The sequence below is a fragment of the Azotobacter armeniacus genome (genome assembly GCF_054779355.1).
On sequence record NZ_BAAGYK010000165.1, the window covers coordinates 49601 to 73368 of the forward strand.

Annotated in this window: 20 protein-coding genes and 3 pseudogenes; 16 read left to right on the top strand and 7 right to left on the bottom strand. The window is 63.3% G+C overall.

Translation table 11 applies throughout. From position 1 onward, the window contains the following. The first annotated feature begins 534 nt into the window (after window positions 1-534). Window positions 535-2556, top strand: coding sequence for a glycoside hydrolase family 97 protein (locus tag ACYVD0_RS22210; RefSeq protein ID WP_460428812.1), 2022 nt, complete (start codon window positions 535-537; stop codon window positions 2554-2556). A gap of 342 nt (window positions 2557-2898) precedes the next feature. Here the strand turns inward: ACYVD0_RS22210 and ACYVD0_RS22215 are convergent. Continuing rightward, window positions 2899-3890: pseudogene (locus ACYVD0_RS22215) on the bottom strand (IS4 family transposase); the annotation flags it as partial. Window positions 3891-4102: 212 nt separating this feature from the next. Between ACYVD0_RS22215 and ACYVD0_RS22220 the strand changes: the two are divergent. Beyond that, window positions 4103-4387: a hypothetical protein gene (locus ACYVD0_RS22220; RefSeq protein WP_460428813.1), complete on the top strand. Its 285-nt coding sequence runs from the start codon at window positions 4103-4105 to the stop codon at window positions 4385-4387. Window positions 4388-4407: 20 nt separating this feature from the next. On the opposite strand, the gene ACYVD0_RS22225 is transcribed toward ACYVD0_RS22220, so the two are convergent. The 4 genes and pseudogenes from ACYVD0_RS22225 to ACYVD0_RS22240 form a co-directional block, all read right to left on the bottom strand. Then, entirely contained in the window at window positions 4408-4488 is an 81-nt protein-coding gene (locus ACYVD0_RS22225) for a hypothetical protein (protein ID WP_460428903.1), read from the bottom strand. After that, window positions 4488-4571: a DUF2933 domain-containing protein gene (locus ACYVD0_RS22230; RefSeq protein ID WP_460428904.1), complete on the bottom strand. Its 84-nt coding sequence runs from the start codon at window positions 4569-4571 to the stop codon at window positions 4488-4490. The genes ACYVD0_RS22225 and ACYVD0_RS22230 overlap by 1 nt, the downstream gene beginning before the upstream one ends. Window positions 4572-4646: 75 nt before the next feature. Beyond that, window positions 4647-4844 (bottom strand): annotated as a pseudogene (locus ACYVD0_RS22235) (IS4 family transposase); the annotation flags it as partial. A gap of 271 nt (window positions 4845-5115) precedes the next feature. Beyond that, complete coding sequence (locus ACYVD0_RS22240) at window positions 5116-7284, bottom strand: putative bifunctional diguanylate cyclase/phosphodiesterase (RefSeq protein ID WP_460428814.1); 2169 nt, start codon at window positions 7282-7284, stop codon at window positions 5116-5118. Between the two features lie 127 nt (window positions 7285-7411). Between ACYVD0_RS22240 and uvrD the strand changes: the two genes are divergently transcribed. The 12 genes and pseudogenes from uvrD to ACYVD0_RS22300 form a co-directional block, all read left to right on the top strand. After that, window positions 7412-9592, top strand: coding sequence for a DNA helicase II (gene uvrD / locus ACYVD0_RS22245; protein ID WP_460428815.1), 2181 nt, complete (start codon window positions 7412-7414; stop codon window positions 9590-9592). A 406-nt stretch (window positions 9593-9998) separates the two neighbouring features. Further along, on the top strand, window positions 9999-12497 hold the full coding sequence (gene cas3 / locus ACYVD0_RS22250) for a CRISPR-associated helicase Cas3' (RefSeq protein ID WP_460428816.1): 2499 nt from the start codon (window positions 9999-10001) through the stop codon (window positions 12495-12497). Continuing rightward, window positions 12476-13993, top strand: a complete 1518-nt coding sequence (gene casA, locus ACYVD0_RS22255) for a type I-E CRISPR-associated protein Cse1/CasA (protein ID WP_460428817.1) — start codon at window positions 12476-12478, stop codon at window positions 13991-13993. Before cas3 ends, casA begins: the two co-directional genes overlap by 22 nt. Window positions 13994-13998: 5 nt before the next feature. Beyond that, window positions 13999-14523 carry a type I-E CRISPR-associated protein Cse2/CasB gene (gene casB / locus ACYVD0_RS22260; RefSeq protein ID WP_460428818.1) on the top strand — a complete coding sequence of 175 codons (525 nt, stop codon included), beginning with the start codon at window positions 13999-14001 and terminating at the stop codon, window positions 14521-14523. Further along, window positions 14520-15170: a type I-E CRISPR-associated protein Cas6/Cse3/CasE gene (cas6e, locus tag ACYVD0_RS22265; protein ID WP_460428819.1), complete on the top strand. Its 651-nt coding sequence runs from the start codon at window positions 14520-14522 to the stop codon at window positions 15168-15170. The genes casB and cas6e overlap by 4 nt, the downstream gene beginning before the upstream one ends. A gap of 14 nt (window positions 15171-15184) precedes the next feature. After that, complete coding sequence (gene cas7e, locus ACYVD0_RS22270) at window positions 15185-16216, top strand: type I-E CRISPR-associated protein Cas7/Cse4/CasC (protein WP_460428820.1); 1032 nt, start codon at window positions 15185-15187, stop codon at window positions 16214-16216. A gap of 10 nt (window positions 16217-16226) precedes the next feature. Next, complete coding sequence (cas5e, locus tag ACYVD0_RS22275; RefSeq protein ID WP_460428821.1) at window positions 16227-16943, top strand: type I-E CRISPR-associated protein Cas5/CasD; 717 nt, start codon at window positions 16227-16229, stop codon at window positions 16941-16943. Between the two features lie 2 nt (window positions 16944-16945). Beyond that, a complete protein-coding gene (cas1e, locus tag ACYVD0_RS22280; RefSeq protein WP_460428822.1) occupies window positions 16946-17821 on the top strand; it encodes a type I-E CRISPR-associated endonuclease Cas1 in 876 nt (291 codons plus the stop codon). After that, the gene (cas2e, locus tag ACYVD0_RS22285) at window positions 17799-18086 is read left to right on the top strand and encodes a type I-E CRISPR-associated endoribonuclease Cas2e (protein ID WP_460428823.1); all 288 of its coding nucleotides are present in this window, start codon (window positions 17799-17801) and stop codon (window positions 18084-18086) included. The genes cas1e and cas2e overlap by 23 nt, the downstream gene beginning before the upstream one ends. A gap of 779 nt (window positions 18087-18865) precedes the next feature. After that, a complete protein-coding gene (locus ACYVD0_RS22290; RefSeq protein ID WP_460428905.1) occupies window positions 18866-19108 on the top strand; it encodes a type II toxin-antitoxin system RelE/ParE family toxin in 243 nt (80 codons plus the stop codon). Next, window positions 19105-19392, top strand: a complete 288-nt coding sequence (locus ACYVD0_RS22295) for a helix-turn-helix domain-containing protein (protein ID WP_460428824.1) — start codon at window positions 19105-19107, stop codon at window positions 19390-19392. The genes ACYVD0_RS22290 and ACYVD0_RS22295 overlap by 4 nt, the downstream gene beginning before the upstream one ends. 123 nt (window positions 19393-19515) lie before the next feature. After that, window positions 19516-19731: pseudogene (locus tag ACYVD0_RS22300) on the top strand (helix-turn-helix domain-containing protein); the annotation flags it as partial. Window positions 19732-19789: 58 nt separating this feature from the next. Here the strand turns inward: ACYVD0_RS22300 and ACYVD0_RS22305 are convergent. Then, a complete protein-coding gene (locus ACYVD0_RS22305; protein ID WP_460428825.1) occupies window positions 19790-20020 on the bottom strand; it encodes an SH3 domain-containing protein in 231 nt (76 codons plus the stop codon). A gap of 243 nt (window positions 20021-20263) precedes the next feature. Between ACYVD0_RS22305 and ACYVD0_RS22310 the strand changes: the two genes are divergently transcribed. Continuing rightward, window positions 20264-20830, top strand: a complete 567-nt coding sequence (locus tag ACYVD0_RS22310; protein WP_460428826.1) for a TetR/AcrR family transcriptional regulator — start codon at window positions 20264-20266, stop codon at window positions 20828-20830. A gap of 151 nt (window positions 20831-20981) precedes the next feature. Continuing rightward, entirely contained in the window at window positions 20982-21836 is an 855-nt protein-coding gene (locus ACYVD0_RS22315) for a Tim44 domain-containing protein (RefSeq protein ID WP_460428827.1), read from the top strand. 55 nt (window positions 21837-21891) lie between these two features. Here ACYVD0_RS22315 and ACYVD0_RS22320 read toward each other — a convergent pair whose 3' ends face one another. Beyond that, window positions 21892-23283: a diguanylate cyclase gene (locus ACYVD0_RS22320; RefSeq protein ID WP_460428828.1), complete on the bottom strand. Its 1392-nt coding sequence runs from the start codon at window positions 23281-23283 to the stop codon at window positions 21892-21894. Window positions 23284-23768: the final 485 nt, after the last annotated feature.

Consider the following 23768-nt stretch of genomic DNA (forward strand, 5'->3'; position numbering starts at 1 on the left):
GCAGTGTGGCATGGTTGTCCTTTTTCGTACTCAGGAAGCAAGTCTGGCACGGTTGCCCTATGAAAACGGGTTGGCAAACAAAACTGCAAGTGCTAAGTTAACGTTAACCTAGCGGGCGCAGAATTTTGATAGCCACAGCTTTATCAAGGTCTCTATGGCCGGCAAAGTTCAAAAACAACAAGAAACGGCGACAGATCAGGCTTGTGATAAATATAGACCCTGAAGCTGAAAGCGCTGTTTCCTCGTCGAGGTTTCCATGGCTTTACCTACCAAGGCTTGCAGAGTTATGAGAAATTTCACTTCTAGCTTCCCGTCTAGAGTTATTCACATGCTTTCGCTCTGTTCCAGAAAGAAGAGCAATGGAGCATCCGTTAGTAAAGTCATCCATAATTTACAAGCTAGATTTCCGATGCTCGGGTTACAAATTTTATTTGAGGAACTGTTTCGGCTCCGAGATTGAGTTCCTGCCGGGGAGAGCAATGCGCAAGGAAGCAGGCATGTTACCACCAATAATGTCAACAATAGGAAGTCCAGATGTTTTCACGCCATAAGCTGTTAGCATTTTTCTTGTTATCCACTACGTTTGGTGCCTTTGCCGAACAGATTGATCAGCAGCAATTGTTGTCGCCGGATGGTCGTATTCGGGTGAGTGTGAATAATCAGCCTGCTGGCCTGGAGTACTCCATCAGCTTTAAGGATAAGGTTATTATCAAGCCCTCCAAACTTGGCTTTGCGATAAAGGGCCAGCCCGACCTGGCGGGTGATTTGGAGCTTGTAAAAGCAGACAAGGAGACAGTGCGAAAGCAGTGGCAACCAGTCTGGGGCGAGCGTGCCACCGTGAGCGACGAGCACAATGAGCTACACTTCTACTTGGCTGAAAAAACAGGGCTAAAGCGCAAGTTTGAATTGGTTTTTCGCGCTTTTGATGATGGTGTTGGTTTCCGATATATCATACCCAAGCAAGAACAGCTGGATAAATTTTCCATTGAGGATGAGTTAACTGAATTTGCCTTTGCGCAGAATTTCAATGCCTGGTGGATTCCTGCATACCGTGATCAACGCTACGAGTATCAATATCTAAATTCCGCACTCAGCAGTATCGATGTGGCGCATACACCGTTAACCTTAACTGGAGTCGAGGATAATGTAGCTATCGCTGTGCACGAAGCAGCGCTCATCGACTACGCTTCCATGACCCTGCGCAATATCACCGACAATCACATCACGCTCAAGGCGGATTTGGTTCCTTGGGCTGATGGAACCCGTGTCTATGCGCAAACACCGCTGAAAACACCATGGCGCACGATTCAAATCGCTGATAGCGCTGCTGATTTGCTCAACTCTGATTTGGTGTTGAATCTGAACGAGCCGAACAAGCTCGGTGACGTTTCATCCTATGTGAAGCCGGGCAAATACATGGGTGTTTGGTGGGAGATGCACATCGGTAACAAGTCGTGGAGTCCTGGCGAGGATCAAGGTGCGACTACAGAGCGCGTCAAGCAGTATATAGATTTTGCCGCCAAACATGATATCGACGGCGTGCTGGTCGAAGGCTGGAATAAGGGCTGGGAAGGCGAGTGGTGGCATCGCAAACCAACCTTTGTGTTTGATGAGCCTGTGGTCGGCTTCGATATTGACGCCGCGACCGAGTATGCCCAGTCAAAGGGTTTGCGCTTGATTGGCCATCATGAAACGGCAGCAGGCATAGCACATTATGAAGAGCAGATGGAGCGAGCTTTTGCCTATTATAAAAAGCAGGGGATTCAATCTGTGAAGATGGGCTATGTAGGTACTCGCTTGGATGGCAAGGAATGGCATCATGGGCAATTTATGGTGCGCCACTTCCAGAAAGTTGTCGAGACGGCAGCCAAGTACAACATCATGGTGAATGCGCACGAAACCGTTAAAGATACTGGGCTGCGTCGTACCTACCCCAACCTGATGACACGCGAGTGCGTGCGCGGTATGGAGTACAACGGCGGTAGCCCCGATACAGGCAACCTGCCAAATCACACGGTGATTATTCCATTTACCCGCGGTCTGTCTGGCCCTACCGACTTTACCCCGGGTATTTTCAATTTCGACTACAAAAAGCATCGACCCAACAACCGCGTGCCCACCACCTTGGCCAAGCAGTTGGCGCTGTATGTCACTATCTACAGCCCATTGCAAATGGCAGCAGACCTGCCAGAAAATTATGAGGGTAAACCTGCCTTCAAATTTATCGATGATGTACCAACGGACTGGTCAGACAGTAAAACGCTCGCCGGTGAGATCGGGCAGTACTTGATTATGGCGCGTCAGGATAAACACAGCAGCGATTGGTACTTGGGCGCGATTACAAATGAAGACGCGAGAATGTTGCCGGTGGATCTATCGTTCCTGGAGCCGGCTGCACAATACCGCGCCGAGATCTACCGCGACGCTGCCAACGCGGATTGGCGCGATAATCCCGAGGCGATCGAAATCGTTTCCCAGACCGTTAGTCGAGATACTGTGCTCAGCCTGGATCTGAAGCCTGGCGGTGGTGCCGCTATCCGTTTTATCAAACTTTAACTCCACATGTATGCAAGCCCGGGATGACTCGGGCTTGCAACTCCCTCCTAATTAAGTACTCGAACAAAATTTTCCCGGATTTTCTGCTGTTTCGAACCAGGCCAACCCCTGTATTTCAGAGGCTTGCACGGGCAATGCAGGGGAAAATATCGGATTATTTTTCTTCGAGCACTTACCAGCTCGCGGAATTGCCCGAACTGCCTCTCTTCGAGCCGGATCGGACTGCCGATACGAGTGACCTCGGCGCAGAGTGACCTTCCCGATGCTCTGCTTGCCGCGATTGCGGCGTTGTCACCCAAGCGGCGCCGGGACAAGCTCTGGCCCTGCGTGATCCCCACAAAATCACCCCAGCTCCTGCGCTTGCCGGTGGACCTCCCGCCGCAGGGCCAGCTCCAGGTCCCGCAGCCTCTCCACGGAAATGTCTCCCGCATAAGTGCGTACATACTCCAGTCCCAGCCGCCATAGCGACAGCACGCGCTTACCCTTGAGGCTGTTGCTCTGGAAACGCCGCTCGTGTCCCGCCTCCCGGGCCTGCAGACCCAGCAGGCACAGCGCGTAGCTGGCCAGCACGGCAATCAGCAGCAGGATCTCGATGCGCCGCGGGCAGCGGCTTCGATGCAGCCCCAGGCCAAACCCCAGCCGATGGCTCTTCAGGTCGAGGAAGCCTTCCTCGACCTGCATGCGCCGCTGGTAGATCGCCACGACCTGCGCGGCATTCCACTGCTCCTCGGGCAGGTTGCTGGCCAGCAGCCAGGGCGCGCTTTGCCGACTGCGCTTGTCCCGGGCCAGGGTTCCGGTGACGCGCCGGTGCTGGCGCCCCCGCGGCGCATGCTTCACCGCGTAGAGTTGGGTGGACCAGGGCGCCGAGCGCGTCATCTCGAGGCAACCGAGCCGTTTCGGCGACGCCGAGGCCAGGGCATACAGGCCCTTCACCGGCTGCAGGGCCGCTCGTCGAGCCGGCACAGGTCGCGGTTGCGCACGCGGCCGACGTCCTGCCAGCCCCGGGCTTCGACGGCCTGGAACCAGGGCCGCCGGAAGCCGGCAGCGGTGACCAGGACGGGCCTGCAGTCGGCCGGCAACATCGCCGCGAGCGCCTCGAGCAGGCGCCGCTGGCAACGCGGGCAGCCCTCGCGCGGGTGGACGACTTCGCAGACCGGCAGCGAGCGTCCGGCCAGCGGGATCGCGGCGCGCAGCAGGAACCGCTTGCCGGCGGCATCGATCGGCGACCCGTCCACCAGGAGCAACGGATGCCGGAGCGAGCCCAGCCGGGCACGGCGCATGACCCGGTAGAACAACCCCCGCTCGGCCTGCAGCTGGCGGTTGCCGAACAGGCGTTTGGCGACAACCAACGTGCCCGCCCATGCAGGCCTCTTCAAGCCCTACCTCTTTGATTTTTCTGGAAAATTTTTGGGGATCACTCAGAATCGAAGCCTGCTTTTCGGCATGGCAGATTAGAGCAAACCGATAGAGCAACTATTTTTATCTTGGCGGTATAGCCGGCTTTCCCCGAATGCCGTCGCTTCGCGCCAATCCATGAGGAGGAAACATGAGTAACTTCCCGAAACGCAAGACTCTGCTGGCCGGCTCCCTGGCCGTGGTCCTGGGCGTCCCCCTGCAACTGCCCGCGCGCCAGGAGGGGGAGCAGTACAACATGGGGCGGTCCGGCGGTAACAACGTGATATACCAGGAACAACATAGGCAGAAGCAGAGACGGATGCAGCAGGAGAAGGAGATGCAGCAGGAGAAGGAGATACGGATGAAGCACCAGGAGCAAATGCAGATGAAGCAGGGCCAAGACGGCAAGTCCGAGGGGGACGGCAAGAGCGAATGATCTTCCATCCATAGGCCGGTTCAGTGTGGTCCATGAGGGTTTTCCCTGTTTGCCCGGCACTTGTGATTTTCGCCATGGCCATGGTGCATGAACAGATGCATCAAGGGGCAGGAGAGAAACACAGATACGGCAACGCCCCCTGAACATGCGCAGTGTGTTCGGTAATAAGGAAATAACCTGCCACCGCTCCGATAACGAGCAGGCCGACCGCATAGCGAGAGTGCCAGAAACCCTCTGGGGCTGAGTGATCCCCACAAAATCACCCCAGCTCCTGCGCTTGCCGGTGGACCTCCCGCCGCAGGGCCAGCTCCAGGTCCCGCAGCCTCTCCACGGAAATGTCTCCCGCATAAGTGCGTACATACTCCAGTCCCAGCCGCCATAGCGACAGCACGCGCTTACCCTTGAGGCTGTTGCTCTGGAAAAGCCACTCGTGCTCCACCTCCCGTGCCTGCAGACCCCCTCCCATGCATGGGAAAGGAGAGAAATCCATACATGCCAGTATCTCAGCCGGCTCAACAAGGTGAGCTTGAGCACGGTGAAAATACTTAGGGCCTCAACACACCTCAATCCAGGGATATAAGCTGCGCAGCTTGGCCCTCGCACCTGGGTGGTGAACTGCCAGTTGATCTTGGCATCGAGGTGGTTGCAGCGTTGCTGCCATGTGGCGACCTCCTTATGCATCCGCTCGAGGGAGTCGATGTGCCTATCCAGGCACTGGCAGGCTCGTCTCAGTCGCTCATCGCGCAGGCCTGCTGTGCGGTCTGCTCGCGCAGCTGGTTCGCCAGGGCCGCCGCTGCCACCGGCCGGCCAATCAGGTAGCCCTGGATCTCGTCGCAGCCGTGCTCGCGCAGGAACTCCAGCTGTGCCGGCTCCTCGACCCCTTCGGCGACCACCTCCAGCCCGAGGCTGTGGGCCATGACGATGATCGCCCGGGTGATCGCCGCATCGCCGCCCTGACCGGAGCAATCCAGGCTGCGGATGAAGGTCTGGTCGATCTTCACCACATTCACCGGCAGGTGCTTGAGGTAGCCGAGCGACGAATAACCGGTGCCGAAATCGTCGATCGCCAGGCGCACGCCCAGCTCGCGCAGCTGACCAAAGATCCTGGCCAAATGTTCGACGTCATCCGACAGCTGGCTTTCGGTCAGCTCCAGCTCCAGCAGGTGCGCCGGCAGGCCGGTCAGGGCCAGCACGGCACCGACCCGGGCGACAAAATCGCTCTGGCGCAGCTGGCCCATGGAAATGTTCACAGATACGCGCATCTCGGCGATCCCCGACTGCTGCCAGGCACGCGCCTGGGCGCAGGCCTCGCGCAGGACGAAATCGCCGATGGCATCGATCTGCCCGGTTTCCTCGGCCAAGGGAATGAACTGGGCCGGCGACACCAGACCACGCTGCGGATGGCGCCAGCGCACCAGCGCCTCGGCGCCCTGCAGGCGATTCGCCGCGAAATTCAGCTTCGGCTGATAGAACACCTCCAGCTCGCCACGTACCAGCGCCTTGTCCAGCTGCGCCTCGAGCAGCAGGCGTTCGCGACTGCTGCTCTGCAGGCTGTCACGGTAGAACTGCACGGTGTTGCTGCCGAACTGCTTGGCATGGCGCATGGCCATGTCTGCCTGGCAGAGTAGCGTTGCCGGATCACCGCCGGCCGCGGACAGCAGGCCGATACCCAGCGAGGTGCTGATCACCACCTCGTGCTCGCCCACCGACACACCGTGGCGCAGCAGGGTGAGCAGGCGGCGCCCGAGCTGCTCGAACTCCTCCAGGCTTTTGTCGCTTTCCAGGAGCACGGCGAATTCGTCGACGGCGATCCGCGCAACGGTGTCGGCCTGGCGCAGACTGCCGCCGAGGCGCCGGGCCAGCTCGCAGATGATTTCGTCGGCCACCTGGTGGCCGAGGCTCTCGTTGAGCCGCTTGAAGCGGTCCAGGTTGAAATGCAGCAACACCAGCTCGCGGCCAGCCGCGCGCGGGCGTCTGGCCAGGATCTTCAGACGGCGCAACAGCTGGCTGCGGTTGGCCAAACCGGTCATCGGGTCATGGCTGGAAAGATAGCAGCGCAGCGCCTTTTCCTCGCGGCGCGCCTGCTCGCTGGCGGTGAGCGCCCGGGTGCGCTCGTTGACCCGCTCCTCCAGCGCCCGCTGCGCGCTGCGCAATTCCTCCTCGACCTGCCGGCGCAGCTGCACCTCGCGGGCGAGCTCATCGTTCAGCCGGGCGGTGGCCCGCCATGCCTGCTTCTCGAACTCCAGCAGCGAGCGGTTCTGGAAGCGCTGCAACAGGTTGCGGCGGGTCGCCCGGTTGATCTGCCAGGCACTGAGCACGAGGGCCGCCAGCAGGATCAGACCGAGGATGCCCCAGCCCTGCAGCGGACTGTGGTCGAGGCTGAGCAGATACAGGCTGGACGGCAGCAGGGCGGGCAGGGCGAAGGCGAGGAAGGCGCCCAGGCTGGCCGCATAGGCCATGCTGGCGCAGATGGTCGCCGCCGCCAGCAGGCCATGGATCAGCGCCTGCTGCAACGGCGTGGCCAGCGGCATGAGGAAGATGCCGATCTGGGTCAGGGTCGCTCCCGAGACCGCAGCGCCGAGCAGGAAGCTGCGCCGCCAGCCCACATCGGCCTGGCGCTCCGCCGGGGCACGGTGGAAGGCCAGGATCCGCCACAGGCTCAAGCCGATCAGCAGACCCAGCCAGATCGACAGCCAGGCCAGCGTGGCCAGACCCTGCTGCTCCCAGAGCAGAAACACGCAGCTCAGGCCACCGCTCAGCATCAGCACGATCGGCAGGGGAGCGGCACGATACAGCCGACGGTTCAGGGCCGCCTCCATCTGCATGCCGTAACGCTCCCTGATGCTCTCCGGCTCGATGGCTGGTGGCATGACATTGGGGGGGAAGAGAAAGTTCATATCCATAATTATTAGTTATAAGTATCCGGTCCCAAGACGGGCGATCACGAGGATCTACCTTGGCGTGTAGCATCGGCAAGACACCCCGAGTTTGCCCCGTCTTTGCCGCCGCCGCTAGAATGCCGCGATGCGCGAAGACCTATCCTTTCTACTAAGTACCCTCAATGCCGCCCAGCGCCAAGCCGTGGCCGCGCCGCTCGGCCCGCATCTGGTGCTGGCCGGTGCCGGCTCGGGCAAGACCCGCGTGCTGGTGCACCGCATCGCCTGGCTGATCGAGGTGGAGAGCGCCTCGCCCCATTCGATTCTCGCGGTGACCTTCACCAACAAGGCCGCCGCCGAAATGCGCTCGCGCATCGAGCAGTTGCTCGGCCACAGCCCGATGGGCATGTGGGTCGGCACCTTCCACGGCCTGGCCCATCGCCTGCTGCGCGCCCACTGGCAGGAGGCCGGCCTGGCCGAGAACTTCCAGATCCTCGACTCAGACGACCAGCAGCGGCTGGTCAAGCGGGTGATCCGCGAACTGGGCCTCGATGAGCAGCGCTGGCCGGCACGCCAGGCGCAGTGGTTCATCAACGCGAAGAAGGACGAGGGCCTGCGCCCGCAGCACATCCAGCCGGGCGGCGACCTGTTCCTCGCCACCCAGGTGAAGATCTACGAGGCCTACGAGGCGGCCTGCGCCCGCGCCGGGGTGATCGACTTCGCCGAGCTGCTGCTGCGCGCCCTCGACCTGTGGCGCGACCGGCCGGGCCTCCTGGAACACTACCAGCGGCGCTTCCGGCATGTGCTGGTGGACGAGTTCCAGGACACCAATGCCGTGCAGTACGCCTGGCTGCGGCACCTGGCGAAGGACGGCGCCAGCCTGATGGCGGTCGGCGACGACGACCAGTCGATCTATGGCTGGCGCGGCGCGCGGATCGAGAACATCCAGCAGTTCTCCCGCGACTTTCCCGCCGCCGAAACCATCCGCCTGGAGCAGAACTACCGCTCTACCGGCAGCATTCTCAAGGCCGCCAACGCGCTGATCGCCAACAACCAGGGCCGGCTCGGCAAGGAGCTCTGGACTGAGGGCGAGGACGGCGAGCCCATCGGCCTCTACGCCGCCTACAACGAGCACGACGAGGCGCGCTACGTGGTGGACAGCGTCGGGCAGGCGCTCAAGGGCGGCCTGGCACATAACGAGATCGCCATCCTCTACCGCTCCAACGCCCAGTCGCGGGTGCTCGAGGAGGCGCTGCTGCGGGAGAAGATCCCGTACCGCATCTACGGCGGCCAGCGCTTCTTCGAGCGCGCCGAGATCAAGAATGCCATGGCCTACCTGCGGGTGCTCCACCAGCGCGGCAACGACGCGGCGCTGGAGCGGATCATCAACCTGCCGGCCCGGGGGATCGGCGAGAAGACCGTCGAGACCCTGCGCCAGCTGGCCCGCGAGGCGAACCTCTCGCTGTGGGCCGCGCTGCACCAGGCGGTCGGCAGCAAGCTGGTGAGCGGCCGTGCCGCCGGCGCGCTGAACGCCTTCGTCGAGCTGATCGATACCCTGGCCCTGAAGGTCGAGCAGATGCCGCTGCCGCTGATGACCCAGGTGGTGATCGAGGACTCCGGACTGCGCGCCTACCACGGCGCGGAGAAGGGCGAGAAGGCCCAGGCGCGGGTGGAGAACCTCGAGGAACTGGTCAGCGCCGCCCGCGCCTTCGAGCACTACGAGGACGAGGACGCTCAGTCGCCGCTGGCGGCCTTCCTCGACCATGCCTCGCTGGAGGCCGGCGACCAGCAGGCCGGCGACTTCGAAGACAGCGTGCAGCTGATGACCCTGCACAGCGCCAAGGGCCTGGAGTTCCCGCAGGTGTTCCTGGTCGGCATGGAGGAGGGCCTGTTCCCGCACAAGATGAGCCTGGAGGAACCCGGCCGCCTGGAGGAGGAGCGCCGCCTGGCCTACGTCGGCATCACCCGCGCCATGCAGCGCCTGGTGGTGAGCTATGCCGAGACCCGCCGGCTGTACGGCAGCGAGACCTACAACAAGATCTCGCGCTTCGTCCGCGAGCTTCCCCCGGCGCTGATCCGCGAGGTGCGCCTGTCCAACAGCGTCAGCCGCTCCTTCGGCGCCCGCCCGGACAGCAGCGCGATGTTCGCCGGCGCAGCCGTGCCGGACACCCCCTTCGTCCTCGGCCAGCGCGTGCGCCACACGCTGTTCGGCGAGGGCACCATCCTCAACTTCGAGGGCGCCGGCGCCCAGGCGCGGGTGCAGGTGAACTTCGAGAGCGAAGGCAGCAAGTGGCTGATGCTCGGCTACGCCAAGCTGGAGGCGCTGTAGGTCGGGCGAAGCCGTTCGCCCGACCGGGCCGCTTTGCCCCCGACGACAGACTCTGCGCGCCATTCCTGAGACAAGGATAGGCACGACTCTCCCGGACCGAACCGGCCTGAAAGCTTTACCTGTTTTTCTGCACAGGGTTATTTCCTTGCGGAACGTATGGTTAGTATTGGCAAATTGCTATCGAATTTGCCGAAAGCGCACAGGACGTTTCGCTTGCTCCGGCGTGATGCAAGGGAATGCATGCTGGCCCTGAGGCCTTGGAAATAAACCCATGTGGCGACGCAAGCAGGGAAACGCTTTGGCTGGCAGTGCTGCCGTCAGCTTCGATTCATGTCCCGCAAAAACCTTCCTGACACCCGACGGCAGAACGCTTGCCGGCAGGAGCGTTTTCAACCATTGCCAAATCGTGGGCGAGATCGCCCGGGCGATCGTTTCCCGCTATCCGCCCAGCCTGAGGACGATCCTGTTTCCCGAGGGCTCTCCTCTCGCGGCGGCGGGCCACGACATCGGCAAGGTCAGTCCGACCTTCTACGAAAAGCTGCGGCGCGCCTGCGACCCCAGCGAAGGCTTGCCTGCCCTGACCGGAATCGATCCCGCGCTGGAAGCCCGCTGGGGCGGTCATCCCGGAGTCAGCCAGCTGGCCGCGGTCGCCGCCGGGGCTCCGGCGTTCGTGCCCGAAATCCTCGGCCAGCACCATGGCTTTTCGCCTCCGGTGGCCGGACGTCGCGCCGCGGACGAGGTCTTCGGCGGAGCGGCCTGGCAGCAGGAGCGCGAGCGCCTGATCGCGGCGCTCAAAGAGGCGCTGCAAACTGACTGGCCGACGGTGGGCTCGGCCGCCCAGGCCAGGCTGCTGGCCGGACTGACCTCGGTGGCCGACTGGATCGGCTCCGGCGAGTTCTTCGAAGATCCGGTCCTGGAATGGCAGCCCAGGATCGCACAGGCACTCGATGCGGCAGGCTTCGTGCCCCCGGCGGTGAAGCCCGGCCTGAGTTTCGAGCAGGTCTTCGGCTTCGCCCCGCGCTCGGCGCAGCGACAGCTGATTGAGCAGGTAGCCACGCCGGGCGTGTACGTGCTGGAGGCACCCATGGGGCTGGGCAAGACTGAAGCGGCCCTGTACGCGGCCTACCGGATCTTGGAGCGCGGCCAGGCCTGCGGTATCTACTTCGCCCTGCCGACCCAGCTCACCTCCAACAAGATTCACGAGCGTTTCAGCAAGTTTTTGCATGGAGACAAACTCCTGCACGGCATCCTGGCGGACGATTGCATGCACCGCTCCCTGCTGCTGCACGCCAATGCCTGGCTGCTGGAAACCGAGATGGGGGAGGAGGGCCGCCCCGGCGGCTCCTGGTTCCAACAGGGCAAGCGGGGCCTGCTGGCGCCCTTCGCGGTCGGCACGCTCGACCAGGCTCTGATGGCAGCGATGAACGTCAGGCATGGCTTCGTGCGCGCCTTCGGCCTGGCCGGCAAGGTGGTCATCCTCGACGAGATCCACACCTACGACGCCTATACCGGCACGCTGCTCGACGCCCTGGTGGATCTGCTGCGCCAGTTGCACTGCACGGTGATCGTGCTGAGCGCCACCCTGAACAGGGAACGGCGCGGCCAGTTGCTCGACTGCAGTGTCGCCTCCGCCGACTACCCGCTGATCACCGCCGTCCCGGCCGGCGGAGCGCCTGTCGAAGTGGCGGTGCCCGTGAGCGACCGGCAGCGGGTTGTGCTTAGGCTGGAAAGGGAGGCGGCTCCAGCCCTGAACGAGGCGCTCGAACGCGCGCAGGCCGGTCAGCAGGTGCTGTGGATCGAGAACAGCGTGGCCGAAGCCCAGGAGCGCTATCTGGACCTGGCCGCCCGTGCCGGCGAATTGGGCGTCGCCTGCGGCCTCCTGCATTCGCGCTTCACCGCGGACGACCGCCAGCGCCTGGAGGCGCACTGGGTCGGCCTGTTCGGCAAGGACGGCTGGTCCGAACGCCGGCGACAGGGGCGGATTCTGATTGGCACCCAGGTACTGGAGCAGTCGCTGGACATCGACGCCGACTTCCTGGTCAGCCGCTTCGCCCCAACCGACATGCTGCTGCAGCGGATGGGGCGTTTGTGGCGGCATGCCGATACCCCGCGCGCGGCTGGCGCCTGCTGCGAGGCCTGGCTGCTGGCGCCCGATCCGCAGGCAGCCATCGAGACACCGCAACAGGTCTTCGGTGCCACGGCGGCGGTGTACAGCCCCTATGTGCTGTGCCGCAGCCTCGAAGTCTGGGAAGGACGCAACCAGCTGGACCTGCCGGGGGATATCCGCGCGCTGATCGAGGCCACCTATGCGGCACGGCCGGAAACCGGGGCCATGGCGCGCTGGCTGCACGAGCTGGAAGAAGGCTCGCGCCGCAGCCAGGGCCGGCAGGCCCTGCGCCAACTGGCCCGGGTTGCCCTGGCCGAGGACGGCGTCACCCTGCCGGAAAGCAAGGCGCAGACCCGCTACAGCGAAACCGAAAGCGGCGAGGCGCTGCTGCTGCGCAACCTGCTGCCCCTGTCCGAGCAGCAGGCCAGCCGACTGACCCTGCTGAATGGCGAACAGGTGCTCCTGCCCTGGCAGCAGCATCGCCTGAACAAGCGCGAATGGCGCCGTCTGGCCGCGCTGCTCATGCGCCAGGTGGTCAAGGTCCGCCTGGCCGACGCTCCCCTGCCGGTACCGCTGGACACTCTGCGCAAGCTCGGTTTCCAGCACTGCTTCTACCTCGGCCGCCCCGGAGACGACGAAGCACTGCTGCGCGTGGCGCTGCTGGACGAAAGCGGCGAGCTGCACGGGCTGCAGGGCGCCAGGATGCACGACAGGCATAGCCTCGGCTACCGGGACGACCTGGGCTACCGACTGCTGAAAGACTGTGGATGCAAGGCATGGAAAACCGCTTCAATCTGATCGACGAACCCTGGATACCCGTCGCCGATGTGGGTCGGGTCAGCCTCAAGGACGTGTTCGGCCAGCCCGAATACCGGGCCCTCGGCGGCAATCCGGTGCAGAAGATCGCTCTGACCAAGCTGCTCCTGGCCATCGCCCAGGCGGCCTGCACGCCGGAGGACGAAGAGGCATGGCGGGCATTGGGCTGGCAGGGCCTGGCCGTGCGTTGCCGGGATTATCTGCAGCGCTGGCACGAGCGCTTTTATCTGTACGGCGAGCGGCCGTTTCTGCAGATGCCGGCGATCTCGGCAGCCAAAATTCAGGATTACGGCGTAGTACTACCGGAAGTCTCCACTGGTAATACTACGGTGCTCAGCCAGATCCAGGTGCAACGGCCGCTGGACGATGGGGAAAAGGCGGTGTTGCTGGTCTGCCTGATGGCCTTCGCGTTGGGAGGCAAGAAAACGGACAACAGTGTGACCTTAAGCCCTGGCTATCAAGGCAAGACAGCATCTGGCAAGCCTGGTCCTGCAGTTGGGCAAACGAACAAGTTTGGAGGGGTGCTACATAACTTTTTAATCAGCGAAAGCCTATGGCAAACGCTTTGGTTGAATTTGCTCACGGCCAAGCAGATTGAGCAAAGCAATCTGTTCCCCCAAAGACTTGGCACCGCTCCCTGGGAGCAAATGCCTGAAGGTGAAGATTGCGCCGTAGCCCAGTCACTCAAGCAATCCTTGCAGGGACGGTTGGTACCACTGTGTCGTTTCTGCCTGCTGACGGAGGATGGCTTGCATTACTCCGAAGGGCTTGCCCATGCCAGCTACAAGGAGGGCATTGCCGACCCTTCGGTGGCGGTTAATTACTCAGGGAAAGACCCAAAAGCCTTGTGGGTTGACCCGGAAAAACGTCCCTGGCGCGAGCTTACGTCCTTGCTTGGTTTCCTTGAGTTGGATGGCGGCCAGAGTTTTCAATGTTTGCAAATTCGCGCTGGATTGAATCGCGCCCGGGATGTAACTGAGACCTTTGCTTTCTGGTCGGGCGGTTTGCGTGTCACCAGTAATTCTGGTGAGCAGTATGCGGCCGGTAACGATGATTTTGTCGAGTCCCAAATTTGGCTTCACAGCAGCTCTCTTGGCGCCTCTTGGTTTGGTCAATTGAAATTTGAAATGGATGGGATTGAGAAACTGGCCGATCAGCTTTGGAGTAGCGTCTTCCACTACTTCAAAGAGCTGAAAGCTGATAACGGGAAGAAAGAAGCAAATACGTACGCCGGCAAAGTAGCAAAAGTGGCCACCCATCTGTTCTGGCAACTCTGCGAGCGGGACTTCCAGGCCCTGGTCGACGCCTGCGAGCCCGACGAAGAAGGCCGCCGGCAGCGCCAGGAATTGCGCCGCCGCTTCGCCCGTTACGTCCAGCAGGCCTACGACCGCTTCTGCCCGCGGGAAACCGCGCGGCAACTGGATGCCTGGGCCAAGTGCCGGCCCAGCACCGCCAAATATCTGCAACAGGAGGTTTGACCAGGATGGATGCATCCACACCCGCGCGGCAGCCAAGCAGGGCCGAGCGATTCGTATCCCGGGTGATCGAGCTGTGCCGGCAGGACAAGGGCCTGGCCGCCAGGCTGCGCCGGGCGGACAACCCGACTACCGAATACCAGAGTTGGGAGCTGCTGGCCGCCTTCGGCATCGAGCTGGACCGGGAAGAGCAGCGCCTGCCCTTCGCCACCGTGGCCTGCGTCATCGCCAAGGCCAAGGCAGAGAGCAACGGCAGCCTGTCCCTGGGCCGGGCCATCGCCGCCTGCTACGAAGACGGCCGCGACAGCGAACAGGCCAAGGCCCGCCTGCGACGCCTGCTGGCCTGCGACGGCATTGCCGAGCTTTGCCGAATGCTGCGCCCGCTGCTCTCCCTGATCGACAGCAGGGCCGGCCAGCCCCTGGACTACCAGCGGCTGCTGCAGCAGTTGCTGCGCTTTTCCCATGATCCCCAGCAGGTCAAGGCGCGCTGGGCGCAGGACTTCTATGGCCAGGCCGCCGAGGAGAGCGCATGAGCACGTCCCTGATCGCCAGCGTGTTGCATCTGGACCGACGCGCGGTCCAGGCGCTGCGCATCACCGATCCTTACTCGCTGCACCGGGTCGTCTACAGCCTCTATGCCGATGTGCGCAGCGAAGCCGACAAGTCGGCCGGTCAGGCCAGCGGCATTCTCTATGCAGACCAGGGCGGCGACTTCCAGGGCCGACGCATCCTGATGCTGTCGAACCGGGAGCCTGCGGCCTGCCTTGACGGCGAGTATGGCGAGGTGCGCAGCAAGCCCATCTCGGCCGCATTCCTCGAGCATGAGCGCTACCGCTTCAAGGTGCTGGTCAACCCGACCCGGCGTGACAACGCCAGCGGCAAGCTGGTGCCGGTCAAGGGCCGCGAGGCCGTCGGCCAGTGGTTTTGCGAGCGGGCGCAAAGCAGCTGGGGCTTCCGGGTCGATGCCGAACGCCTGCAGGTCGAGCGCATCGAGGTGCTGCGTTTCGCCGACAAGCACCAGCACCCGGTCACCATCGCCCAGGCCCATGTGCAGGGCCTGCTCGTCGTTACCGACCGGAGCCGTTTCCGGCTCGCCTTCGCCCAGGGCATCGGCCGCGCTCGCGCGTTCGGCTGCGGCCTGCTGCAAATCGTTCCCCTGATCGACCACCCCTTCGCCTGACAAGGACCGCCGTCATGACCAACGCCTACACCAATACCCGGATCGAGTACCACATCCTGCAATCCTTTCCCGTCACCTGCCTGAACCGCGACGACGTGGGCGCGCCCAAGACCGCCGTGGTCGGCGGCGTGACCCGCGCCCGGGTCAGTTCCCAGTGCTGGAAGCGCCAGGTGCGTCTGGCCATGCAGGAGTTCGGCATCCGGCTCGCGTCGCGCACCAAGAAGACTGCCGAAATTTTTACACGCGCCTGTGCAAAGGCTGGGGCAAGCCCCGAGAAGGCAGAGACCTGCGGACAGAAACTCGCTGATCTGCTGGCTGACGATACCCTGCTGTTCATCAGTGACAGTGAAGCCGGCGCCTTCGCCCACCATGCTGGCGAGCAGGATTTCGATGCGAGCAAGCTTAAGGAGAAGGAGCTTGGCAAGATCGCTAAAAAAACCCTCAACCCGGCGGTGGACGCCCTGGATATCGCCCTGTTCGGCCGCATGGTCGCCAAGGCGCCGGATATGAACGTCGAGGCTGCCGCCTCCTTCGCCCACGCCATCTCCACCCACAGGGTCAGCAACGAGGTGGAGTTCTTCACCGCCCTGGACGACCTGCAGGATGAACCCGGCTCGGCGCACATGGGCAGCCTGGAGTTCAACTCGGCAACCTATTACCGCTATGTCAGCCTGGACCTGGGCCAGCTCGCGCAGACCCTGGGCGAGGATGACCTGAAGAAGGCCATCGCCGCCTTCACCCAGGCGCTGTTCGTCGCCGTGCCCAACGCCCGCCAGACCACCCAGTCCGGCGCCAGTCCCTGGGAGTTCGCCAAGGTACTGGTGCGCAAGGGGCAACGGCTGCAGGTGCCCTTCGAAACGCCGGTCCGCGTCCAGCGGGAAGGCGGCTACCTGCAGCCGAGCATCGACACCCTCAAGGACTACCTGCAGAAGAAGGAAAAGCTCTCGGGCTCGCTGTTCGGCAAGCAGGGTGACTACGAATGGGGCGAGAACCCCGAGTTCAGCATCGACGGACTGATCGCCGCCCTGCAAAGCCATGTGCACTGAGGGCCGAGTCATGACGGAACCCTATCTGCTGCTCTGGCTGGAGGGGCCGCTGCAGGCTTGGGGCCACGACTCCAGGTTCGGACGCCGCGACAGCCTGGACTTTCCCACCAAGTCCGGCGTGCTGGGCCTGCTGTGCTGCGCCCTGGGCGCTAGAGGTGAACAGCATGAGCTGCTGGCCGAGCTGGCCGATCTGGACATGCAGCTGGAGGCCCATGTGCCGACGGACCGGGAAGGCAATCCGCAGCCGCGCCAGCCGCTGCTGCGGGATTTCCACATGGTCGGCAGCGGCTACGACGACCAGGACCCCTGGCAGACCCTGCTGATTCCCAAGACCAGCGAGGGCAAGAAGGCGGTCGGCGGCGGCACCAAGATGACCTACCGCTACTACCTGCAGGACATGGCCTTCGCCGTCGCCCTGCAAGTACCGGCGGCGCGCCTGGAAGCGTTCGCCGCGGCCCTGCGCGAGCCCGTGTGGGACCTGTACCTGGGCCGCAAGAACTGCGTGCCGACCGAGTTCGTCTACCAGGGGCATTACGCCACGGCACAGGCCGCCCTGGCCGCCGGTGCCGCCCTGGCCGTGGACAAGCGCCGCGCCTTCGCTTTCCGGGTACTGCAGGGCGAGCACGAAGGCGGCGAGGTGCTGACCTTGAACGACGTACCCCTGCAGTTCGGCGAGCACAAGCAGTACCGCGACCGGCGCGTGACGCTACAACACGGGACGACATAGCCATGGCCAACGGACAGCGCCTCTTCGTCAAGGTGACCCGCGAATCGCTGCCGCAGGTGAAGGACAAGTATCCCTTCCTCTATCTGGAGCGCGGACGGCTGGAGATCGACGACAGCAGCATCAAGTGGATCGATTCGGAGAACAACGTGGTGCCCCTGCCTGTCGCCACGCTCAACGCCCTGCTGCTGGGGCCGGGCACCAGCATCACCCACGAGGCGGTGAAGACCGCCGTGGCCGCCAACTGCTCGGTCTGCTGGGTGGGCGAGGACAGTCTGCTGTTCTATGCGGCCGGCTTCCTCCCCACGGCGGACACCCGCAACCTGAAGCAACAGATCGAGCTGGCCAGCGATGCGCAGAAGGCCCTCGAGGTGGCGCGCCGGATGTTCGCGCGACGCTTTCCCGATGCCGACCTGGACGGCAAGAGCCTCAAGGAAATGATGGGCATGGAGGGGCACCGGGTACGTACCCTGTACCAGCAGAAGGCCGAGGAATATGGGGTCGGCTGGAAGGGGCGCCAGTTCACGCCGGGCAAGTTCGAACTCGGCGACGTCACCAACCAGGTGCTCACCGCCACCAATGCGGCGCTGTACGGCATCCTCTGCTCGGCGGTGCACAGCATGGGCTACTCGCCGCACATCGGCTTCATCCATTCGGGCAGCCCCTTGCCCTTCGTCTACGACCTGGCGGATCTCTACAAGGAGCAGCTGTGCATCGACCTGGCCTTCTCGCTCACTCGCGAGCTGGCGGGCCGCTACGACAAGCACAAGGTTTCCGCCGGGTTCCGTCGGCGGGTGCTGGAAATGGACCTGCTGGCCAAGGTGGGCGACGACATCCTGGACATCTTCGGAGTGAGCCGTGCTCGTCGTAATCGCAAATGACCTGCCGCCCGCCGTGCGCGGCCGCCTGAAGCTCTGGTTCGTCGAACCCAGGCCCAACGTCTTCGTCTCTGGCATCAAGGATTCGGTCGCCGTCACGGTCGTCGACTACCTGTACAAGCACTGCCCGCCCGAATCCGGACTGGTGATCTTCCGCTCCCTGCCACATCCGCCAGGCTACGAAATCAGAACCATCGGCCCGCCCAGGAAGCCCATGACGACCCTCTCCGGCCTGCAGCTCGTCGTCGAAACCCTGACCCAGACGTAATTGGCAGATCTTGTGTCTGAGGCCCGGCTCATTAACAATCTGTTGGTGTCTTCCCCACGCCCGTGGGGGTGTTTCTGTTGGTGGGCAGACTCGCCAGAAGGTTGAACTGTCTTCCCCACGCCCGTGGGGGTGTTTCCCTGATGGACGACGAGATCTGCGAAGCGCTGCAGTCTTCCCCACGCCCGTGGGGGTGTTTCCGAAGTCTGCATGGCGGAAGACTTCATGTTCGGGTCTTCCCCACGCCCGTAGGGGTGTTTCCCACCGCCGCGCCAAGATCGAGCAGCAGGACAACGTCCGGCGCATCGAGCGCGCGGCCGAACTGCAGCGTTTGGCCCTGGAATATCCTGACAAGTCCCGCCCCGAGCTGGTCGCCATCCTAGACCGCACGCACCCGCCGACCTGATCTCATCCCCCATGCGCACCGTCACCGACGGTGCATCGTCACGCCTGCACGCTTCCAGACCCCTCCAGACCGTCCATCCGGCACCATTTCGGCCGCTCCGGCGCTGCCGTTTCCCCAATGTTTCCCCCGATCCGGCCAACGGCCCCCCGGCAGTGCCCTCGGGCTTCTATAGTCCTGCAAATTTTACCGTCCACTGGTACCACCCTACGGGAAAAGCAGAGCCGTTCCCCCCGTGCAAACCTCACCGCCTGCGCATGGCCAGCCCAAGGCAATACAATAAGCGATCCCCCATTTCGCGCCATAAGCGCGGGGGGTCCCCGGTCGAGGTCGCCTGCGTGACTTTCCGGCCGAAGCGCGTCGCGAGGCTGGCTTTGAGCTGGACAACGTCCAGAATGGTATCGAGCCGGCCGATTGGAAGCCCATGAAGACTGTGGGCGCCGGCGTGCGGGAGATCCGCATCCGCGAGGCCTCGGGGGCGTTCCGCGTGATCTATCTGGCCACCCTGCCGGATGCTGTCTATGTGCTGCACTGCTTTCAGAAGAAGACTCAGGCCACACCGAAGGCCGATATCGATCTGGCGGCAACCCGTCTGCGCGACCTGCTGAGGAATAGAAAATGACCGAGCAACAACGTTTCGCCAGCATCTGGGATGCCATTGAGGACACCCCGGCCGAGGCCGAGAACATGAAGCTGCGCGCCGCCCTGATGCGCGCCATCATCGAGCAGGCCGCCGCCTGGCCGGGCACCGACACCGAGAAGGCCCGCCGTCTCGGCATCACCGGGCCGCGCTTCTCCAACCTCGAGGCTGGCAAGATCAATGCCTTCAGCCTCGACGCCCTGGTGGCGATCGCCGTAGCGGCCGGATTGTCAATCGGGCTGTCGATCAGCGGTCACGCTGCATAACGAATTAGCTATTTAGTTCCGGCCGGCAAGCCCGTGCGTGACACGTCACGTTCGGGCTTTCTGCGACTTGGATTCGTGCCTCGAATCATGTTGAAAAAAATGGATATGACAGCCAGCTTCCAGATTCCCCATGAAGTCATCAGCCGCATCGTCGACGGGGCCACGCCGATCCGCGCCTGGCGGGAGCACCTGGGCCTGACCCAGGACGAGGTCGCCCAGCGCCTGGGGATTTCCCAGCCGGCCTATGTCCAGCAGGAAGCCGTCGCCAAGCCGCGCAAGGCCACCCGGCAGAAGATCGCCGCGGCCTTCGGGATCAAGGCGGATCAACTCGATCTTTGAGTTCATGAATTAGCGAATTAGCTTTTTCGCTAATTAGCGTGACTTTGACTGTTTGCGGTTACCGCTTGGATCTGGCCAGGGAGCTGGCGATCACCCATTCCGGGGTGGCATCGTCCGCAGAGATACGGACCCAGTCGGCATCGGTCTGGTAGGCGTAGACGACGTCGCCCTTCTTCAACTTCCTGAGCACCTTCCCGGCGGTAGAGGCTTCGCTGCGGACGTTCAGACTTGGAACGGAAAAGTAACGCCTGCCCGAAGCGAAGCTGGTTCCGGCCGTGGTCTTCCCCACGCCCGTGGGGGTGTTTCTGTTCCACGTGGAACGGTGGAGGCCGTCTTCCCCACGCCCGTGGAGATGTTTCCAGCGAAACCCTCATGTTCCGGCCCGGCGGCTGGACTTCCCAGCACTGGCAAGCCGCCGCCATCTGTCGGATTTCGCGCACCCGGCCGGTCCGGTTCGGACGCTTCCGCCACCTGTCGCCACCCCTCTGCAGCCGCTCTGGAAGCGGCCATACTGAGAGGCGGAGGTGAGCCCATGACGAGTCCCGCGCAGATCCTCGATACTGCCCTGCAGATCGCCGAGCGCAGCGGCTGGGAGCGCCTGCGCCTGTTCGACGTGGCCGCCACGCTGGACATCGGGCTGGAGGAGATCGCCCGCCATTACCAGGACAAGGACGCCCTGGTGGAAGCCTGGTTCGACCGCGCCGACGCGGCCCTGCTGGCCCGCGCCCGGGAGGCCGACCTGGTCGCGCTGACGCCCGCAGGGCGTCTGGAGGAGTTGCTGGTCGCCTGGCTGGGTGCGCTAGCCCCGCACCGCGCGCTGACCGGGGAGATGCTGTGCTACAAGCTCGAGCCCGGCCATATCCATCTGCAGGTGCTGGGGCTGATGCGCATCAGCCGTACCGTGCAGTGGTGGCGCGAGGCCGCCGGGCGGCCCAGCGCCTATTTCTCGCGTATCGGCGAGGAAATCGCGCTCAGCGCCGTCTATCTATGCACCTTTGCCCACTGGCTGCGCCATGGCCAGGAGGGCGAGGCCGCGCTGCGCGCCTACCTGCGCCGGCGCCTGTACAGCCTGCCGCTGGCCTGCCTGTTGCGGCCCTGAGCCGGCCCGAGAGCAAAAGCTCGAAACATTTTTTCTCCGACGTAGACCGGAGTCTGACCGCCATTATCTTCATGTTGGGAAATAATGGATGACAGACCCCGGCACTGCTGGGCAAGATGAAATGTGTGACATCAACTACGGGAACCCCCACATGCGACGTTTTCTCAGCCTTTTCATGGCGTGTTGCGTGGCCATGACCCTCAGCCTCGACGCCAACGCCAAGCGTTTCGGCGGCGGCAAGTCGTCCGGCAGCGCGCCAAGCCACCAGTCCACCCAGGCCCAGCCGCAACAGCCGGCTGGCAGCACCGCCACTGCACCGAACGCTGCCGCGCCGACGCCCGCTCGTCCGGCCAGCGGCGCGTCGCGCTGGCTCGGCCCGCTGGCCGGCATCGCCGCCGGTGGTCTGCTGGCCTCGATGTTCATGGGTGATGGCTTCGATGGCATCCAGCTGCTCGATATCCTGATCCTCGCGCTGATCGCCTTCCTGGTGTACCGCCTGATCGCCGCCCGTCGGCGCAAGATGCATCCGGCCATGGCCGGCCACGCGCCGCTGCAGCGGGAGATGCCGGCCCAGCCGCGCCCTGTTGCCCCGGGCGCACAGACCGCCGCCCAGCGCCGCGCACCGATCCAGGCGCCGGCCTGGTTCAACGAGCAGCGCTTCCTGGAGGCCGCCCGCCAGCACTTCATGGCCCTGCAGCAACACTGGGATGCCAACGAGATGGACAAGATCACCGAGTTCGTCACCCCGCAGATGCTTGACGTCATCCGCAAGGAGCGCGCCGATCTGGGCAACGACTTCCAGTCCACTTATGTCGACAACCTGCAGGTGCAGCTGGATGGTGTGGATGACCAGGCCGACAAGACCGTCGCCACCCTGACTTTCAGCGGCGTGTCCAAGAGCTCCCGCTTCGAGCAGGGCGAGGCCTTCAGCGAGAGCTGGCGCATGGAGCGCCGGCAGGGCGAGAACCAGCCCTGGCTGATCGCCGGTATCCGCCAGAACGGCTGAGCCGGTTCCCAGCGACAGAAAACCCGGGCTTGCCCGGGTTTTCTTCTTTCAGGCCTCATGCCTCTCTGGACAGCGCCACTCGGTTGCGTCCGGCATGCTTGGCCTCGTACAGCGCCCGATCGGCTTGACGCAGCAGGCGCTGATAGTCCGGGTGGCCGTCGTGCAGGGCCACGCCGATGCTCACGGTCAGCTGCAGGGCCTCGTGCTCGTCCGGCAGGCGGAAGCGCTCCTTCTCGGCCTGCCGGCGCAGTTTCTCGGCCACCCCGAGCGCGTGACTCTGGTTGACGTCGACCAGCAGCACGAGAAATTCCTCACCGCCCATGCGGAACACGTAGTCGCCGCCGCGGCAATGGTTGCTGAGCAGGGTGGCGATTTGTTGCAGGACCAGATCGCCGGCTTCGTGACCGAACTTGTCGTTGATCTGCTTGAAATAGTCGATATCGACGGCCAGCACGGCGAAGGGGCGCTCGTTCTGCCGCGCGTAGGCCACTTCCTTGGCCAGGATCACCGGCAGGAACTTGCGGTTGAGCATGCTCGTCAGCACGTCACGGCCGCTTTCCAGGACATTGGCCTGCTCGAACAGGTTGCCCAGGTGGAAGACGATGCCCTTGGCCTGTTCGCGCAGCATGCGCAGGTTGTGCAGACGCTGGTCCGCATCCGGCTCCGCCGCGATCTGTTCGAACAGCGGTAGCAGCACCTCATCGATGTGTTGCATGCCCTCCATGATCAGCTCGGCTTCCCGGGAGCCCTGGAAGGCATGGGCACCCTTGTGGAGGAACCAGAGGCCGAATTCCGAACCGGACAGCCGAGGCAGTTGCGGGAAGGACTGGCCGATCGCCAGGTCGAACATCAGCTGGTTTTCCCAGTCGAGCAGGGCGGAGCGCTGGCGTTCCTGTTCGATGCCGATGTTCTGCGCCACCGAGAACAGCCGATAGCCCTCCTCGCTGCGCGAGTTGCGGTCATAGGCGTCGGAGAAGGCGCGACTCATGATTTCCATGGCCAGGTCGACGGTTTCGCCGATCAGGCGCTGGCCGAAGAGCTTGTGTTCGGGGCCGACGGGCTGCTGGCAGAGCAGCACGAACAGCCGCTCGCGCAGATGCCGCGCGCCGCGCATTACCAGATAAATGGGAATGTTGATGCGCGCATGGATCTCGCCGATCTGCTTCTGCTGGGCGATCAGCGCCAACAGCGTGGCGTCGTCGCCGGTGGCGGAAAACAGCGCGACGATCCATTGCTGCAGGGTGCCATGGAGGCGGCTCTTCACCTGCTCGTGGGTGAGAAAGAGCATGGCCTGCTCATCCTGTAGCATCTGCTCGTAGAAATACCCCGCCAGCTCAGCCTGGTGGGTGGTGGCCAGCTCCCTGACCTGGGCGGCGACTACCGCAGGAAATTGCATGAGTAACAGTTTCCATTCTGCGGCCTGTTGTTCTGGGGAAGTACCGGGCATAGAAGATCCTGTTCTGTTCGACATCTGGAGTGCCACGCTGGGTGCTGTGATCGGATCGGCTGTTCATCCACTCCCGCCCGCTGCAGCCAAGGGTGCTTCGCCGTCAGCAGGACATCGGATGAGGATTCATGTTAACCCTCGCAGCTCGAAGCACTTTTGATCGGATGCATTGTCTTGATTGGAAACAACCGCGCACCTGGACCCGGTTTCGCATTCCGCTCCGCCTCCGCCTCCGCCTCCGCCTCCGCCTCCGCCGATAAGGAACCATAAGCGCCCGGTGCCTGGCTATAGAGAGATTGGGGCATGGCGTGCAATCGGCGGGGCCAATGTCGCGGAGCGCTTGGGCGTGCCTTCAGATTGTCGTCTGATCTGCTCGAGGCCCTTCCAAGTTGGGGACTCTGCGGCCTTATTAATAAGGCCCTTAAATAGACTCCAAAAAGGGCCATAGAGACCGCTAAAGGCCGGGCTCTACGGAAAATCTATTC

Bases quoted from the DNA above. Each gene is read 5' to 3' on its own strand.
- ACYVD0_RS22210 (WP_460428812.1), top strand. From the start codon at position 535: ATGTTTTCACGCCATAAGCTGTTAGCATTTTTCTTGTTATCCACTACG.
- ACYVD0_RS22220 (WP_460428813.1), top strand. From the start codon at position 4,103: ATGAGTAACTTCCCGAAACGCAAGACTCTGCTGGCCGGCTCCCTGGCC.
- ACYVD0_RS22225 (WP_460428903.1), bottom strand. From the start codon at position 4,488: ATGCATCTGTTCATGCACCATGGCCATGGCGAAAATCACAAGTGCCGG.
- ACYVD0_RS22240 (WP_460428814.1), bottom strand. From the start codon at position 7,284: ATGAACTTTCTCTTCCCCCCCAATGTCATGCCACCAGCCATCGAGCCG.
- uvrD (WP_460428815.1), top strand. From the start codon at position 7,412: ATGCGCGAAGACCTATCCTTTCTACTAAGTACCCTCAATGCCGCCCAG.
- casA (WP_460428817.1), top strand. From the start codon at position 12,476: ATGGAAAACCGCTTCAATCTGATCGACGAACCCTGGATACCCGTCGCC.
- casB (WP_460428818.1), top strand. From the start codon at position 13,999: ATGGATGCATCCACACCCGCGCGGCAGCCAAGCAGGGCCGAGCGATTC.
- cas6e (WP_460428819.1), top strand. From the start codon at position 14,520: ATGAGCACGTCCCTGATCGCCAGCGTGTTGCATCTGGACCGACGCGCG.
- cas7e (WP_460428820.1), top strand. From the start codon at position 15,185: ATGACCAACGCCTACACCAATACCCGGATCGAGTACCACATCCTGCAA.
- cas5e (WP_460428821.1), top strand. From the start codon at position 16,227: ATGACGGAACCCTATCTGCTGCTCTGGCTGGAGGGGCCGCTGCAGGCT.
- cas1e (WP_460428822.1), top strand. From the start codon at position 16,946: ATGGCCAACGGACAGCGCCTCTTCGTCAAGGTGACCCGCGAATCGCTG.
- ACYVD0_RS22295 (WP_460428824.1), top strand. From the start codon at position 19,105: ATGACCGAGCAACAACGTTTCGCCAGCATCTGGGATGCCATTGAGGAC.
- ACYVD0_RS22310 (WP_460428826.1), top strand. From the start codon at position 20,264: ATGACGAGTCCCGCGCAGATCCTCGATACTGCCCTGCAGATCGCCGAG.
- ACYVD0_RS22315 (WP_460428827.1), top strand. From the start codon at position 20,982: ATGCGACGTTTTCTCAGCCTTTTCATGGCGTGTTGCGTGGCCATGACC.
- ACYVD0_RS22320 (WP_460428828.1), bottom strand. From the start codon at position 23,283: ATGCCCGGTACTTCCCCAGAACAACAGGCCGCAGAATGGAAACTGTTA.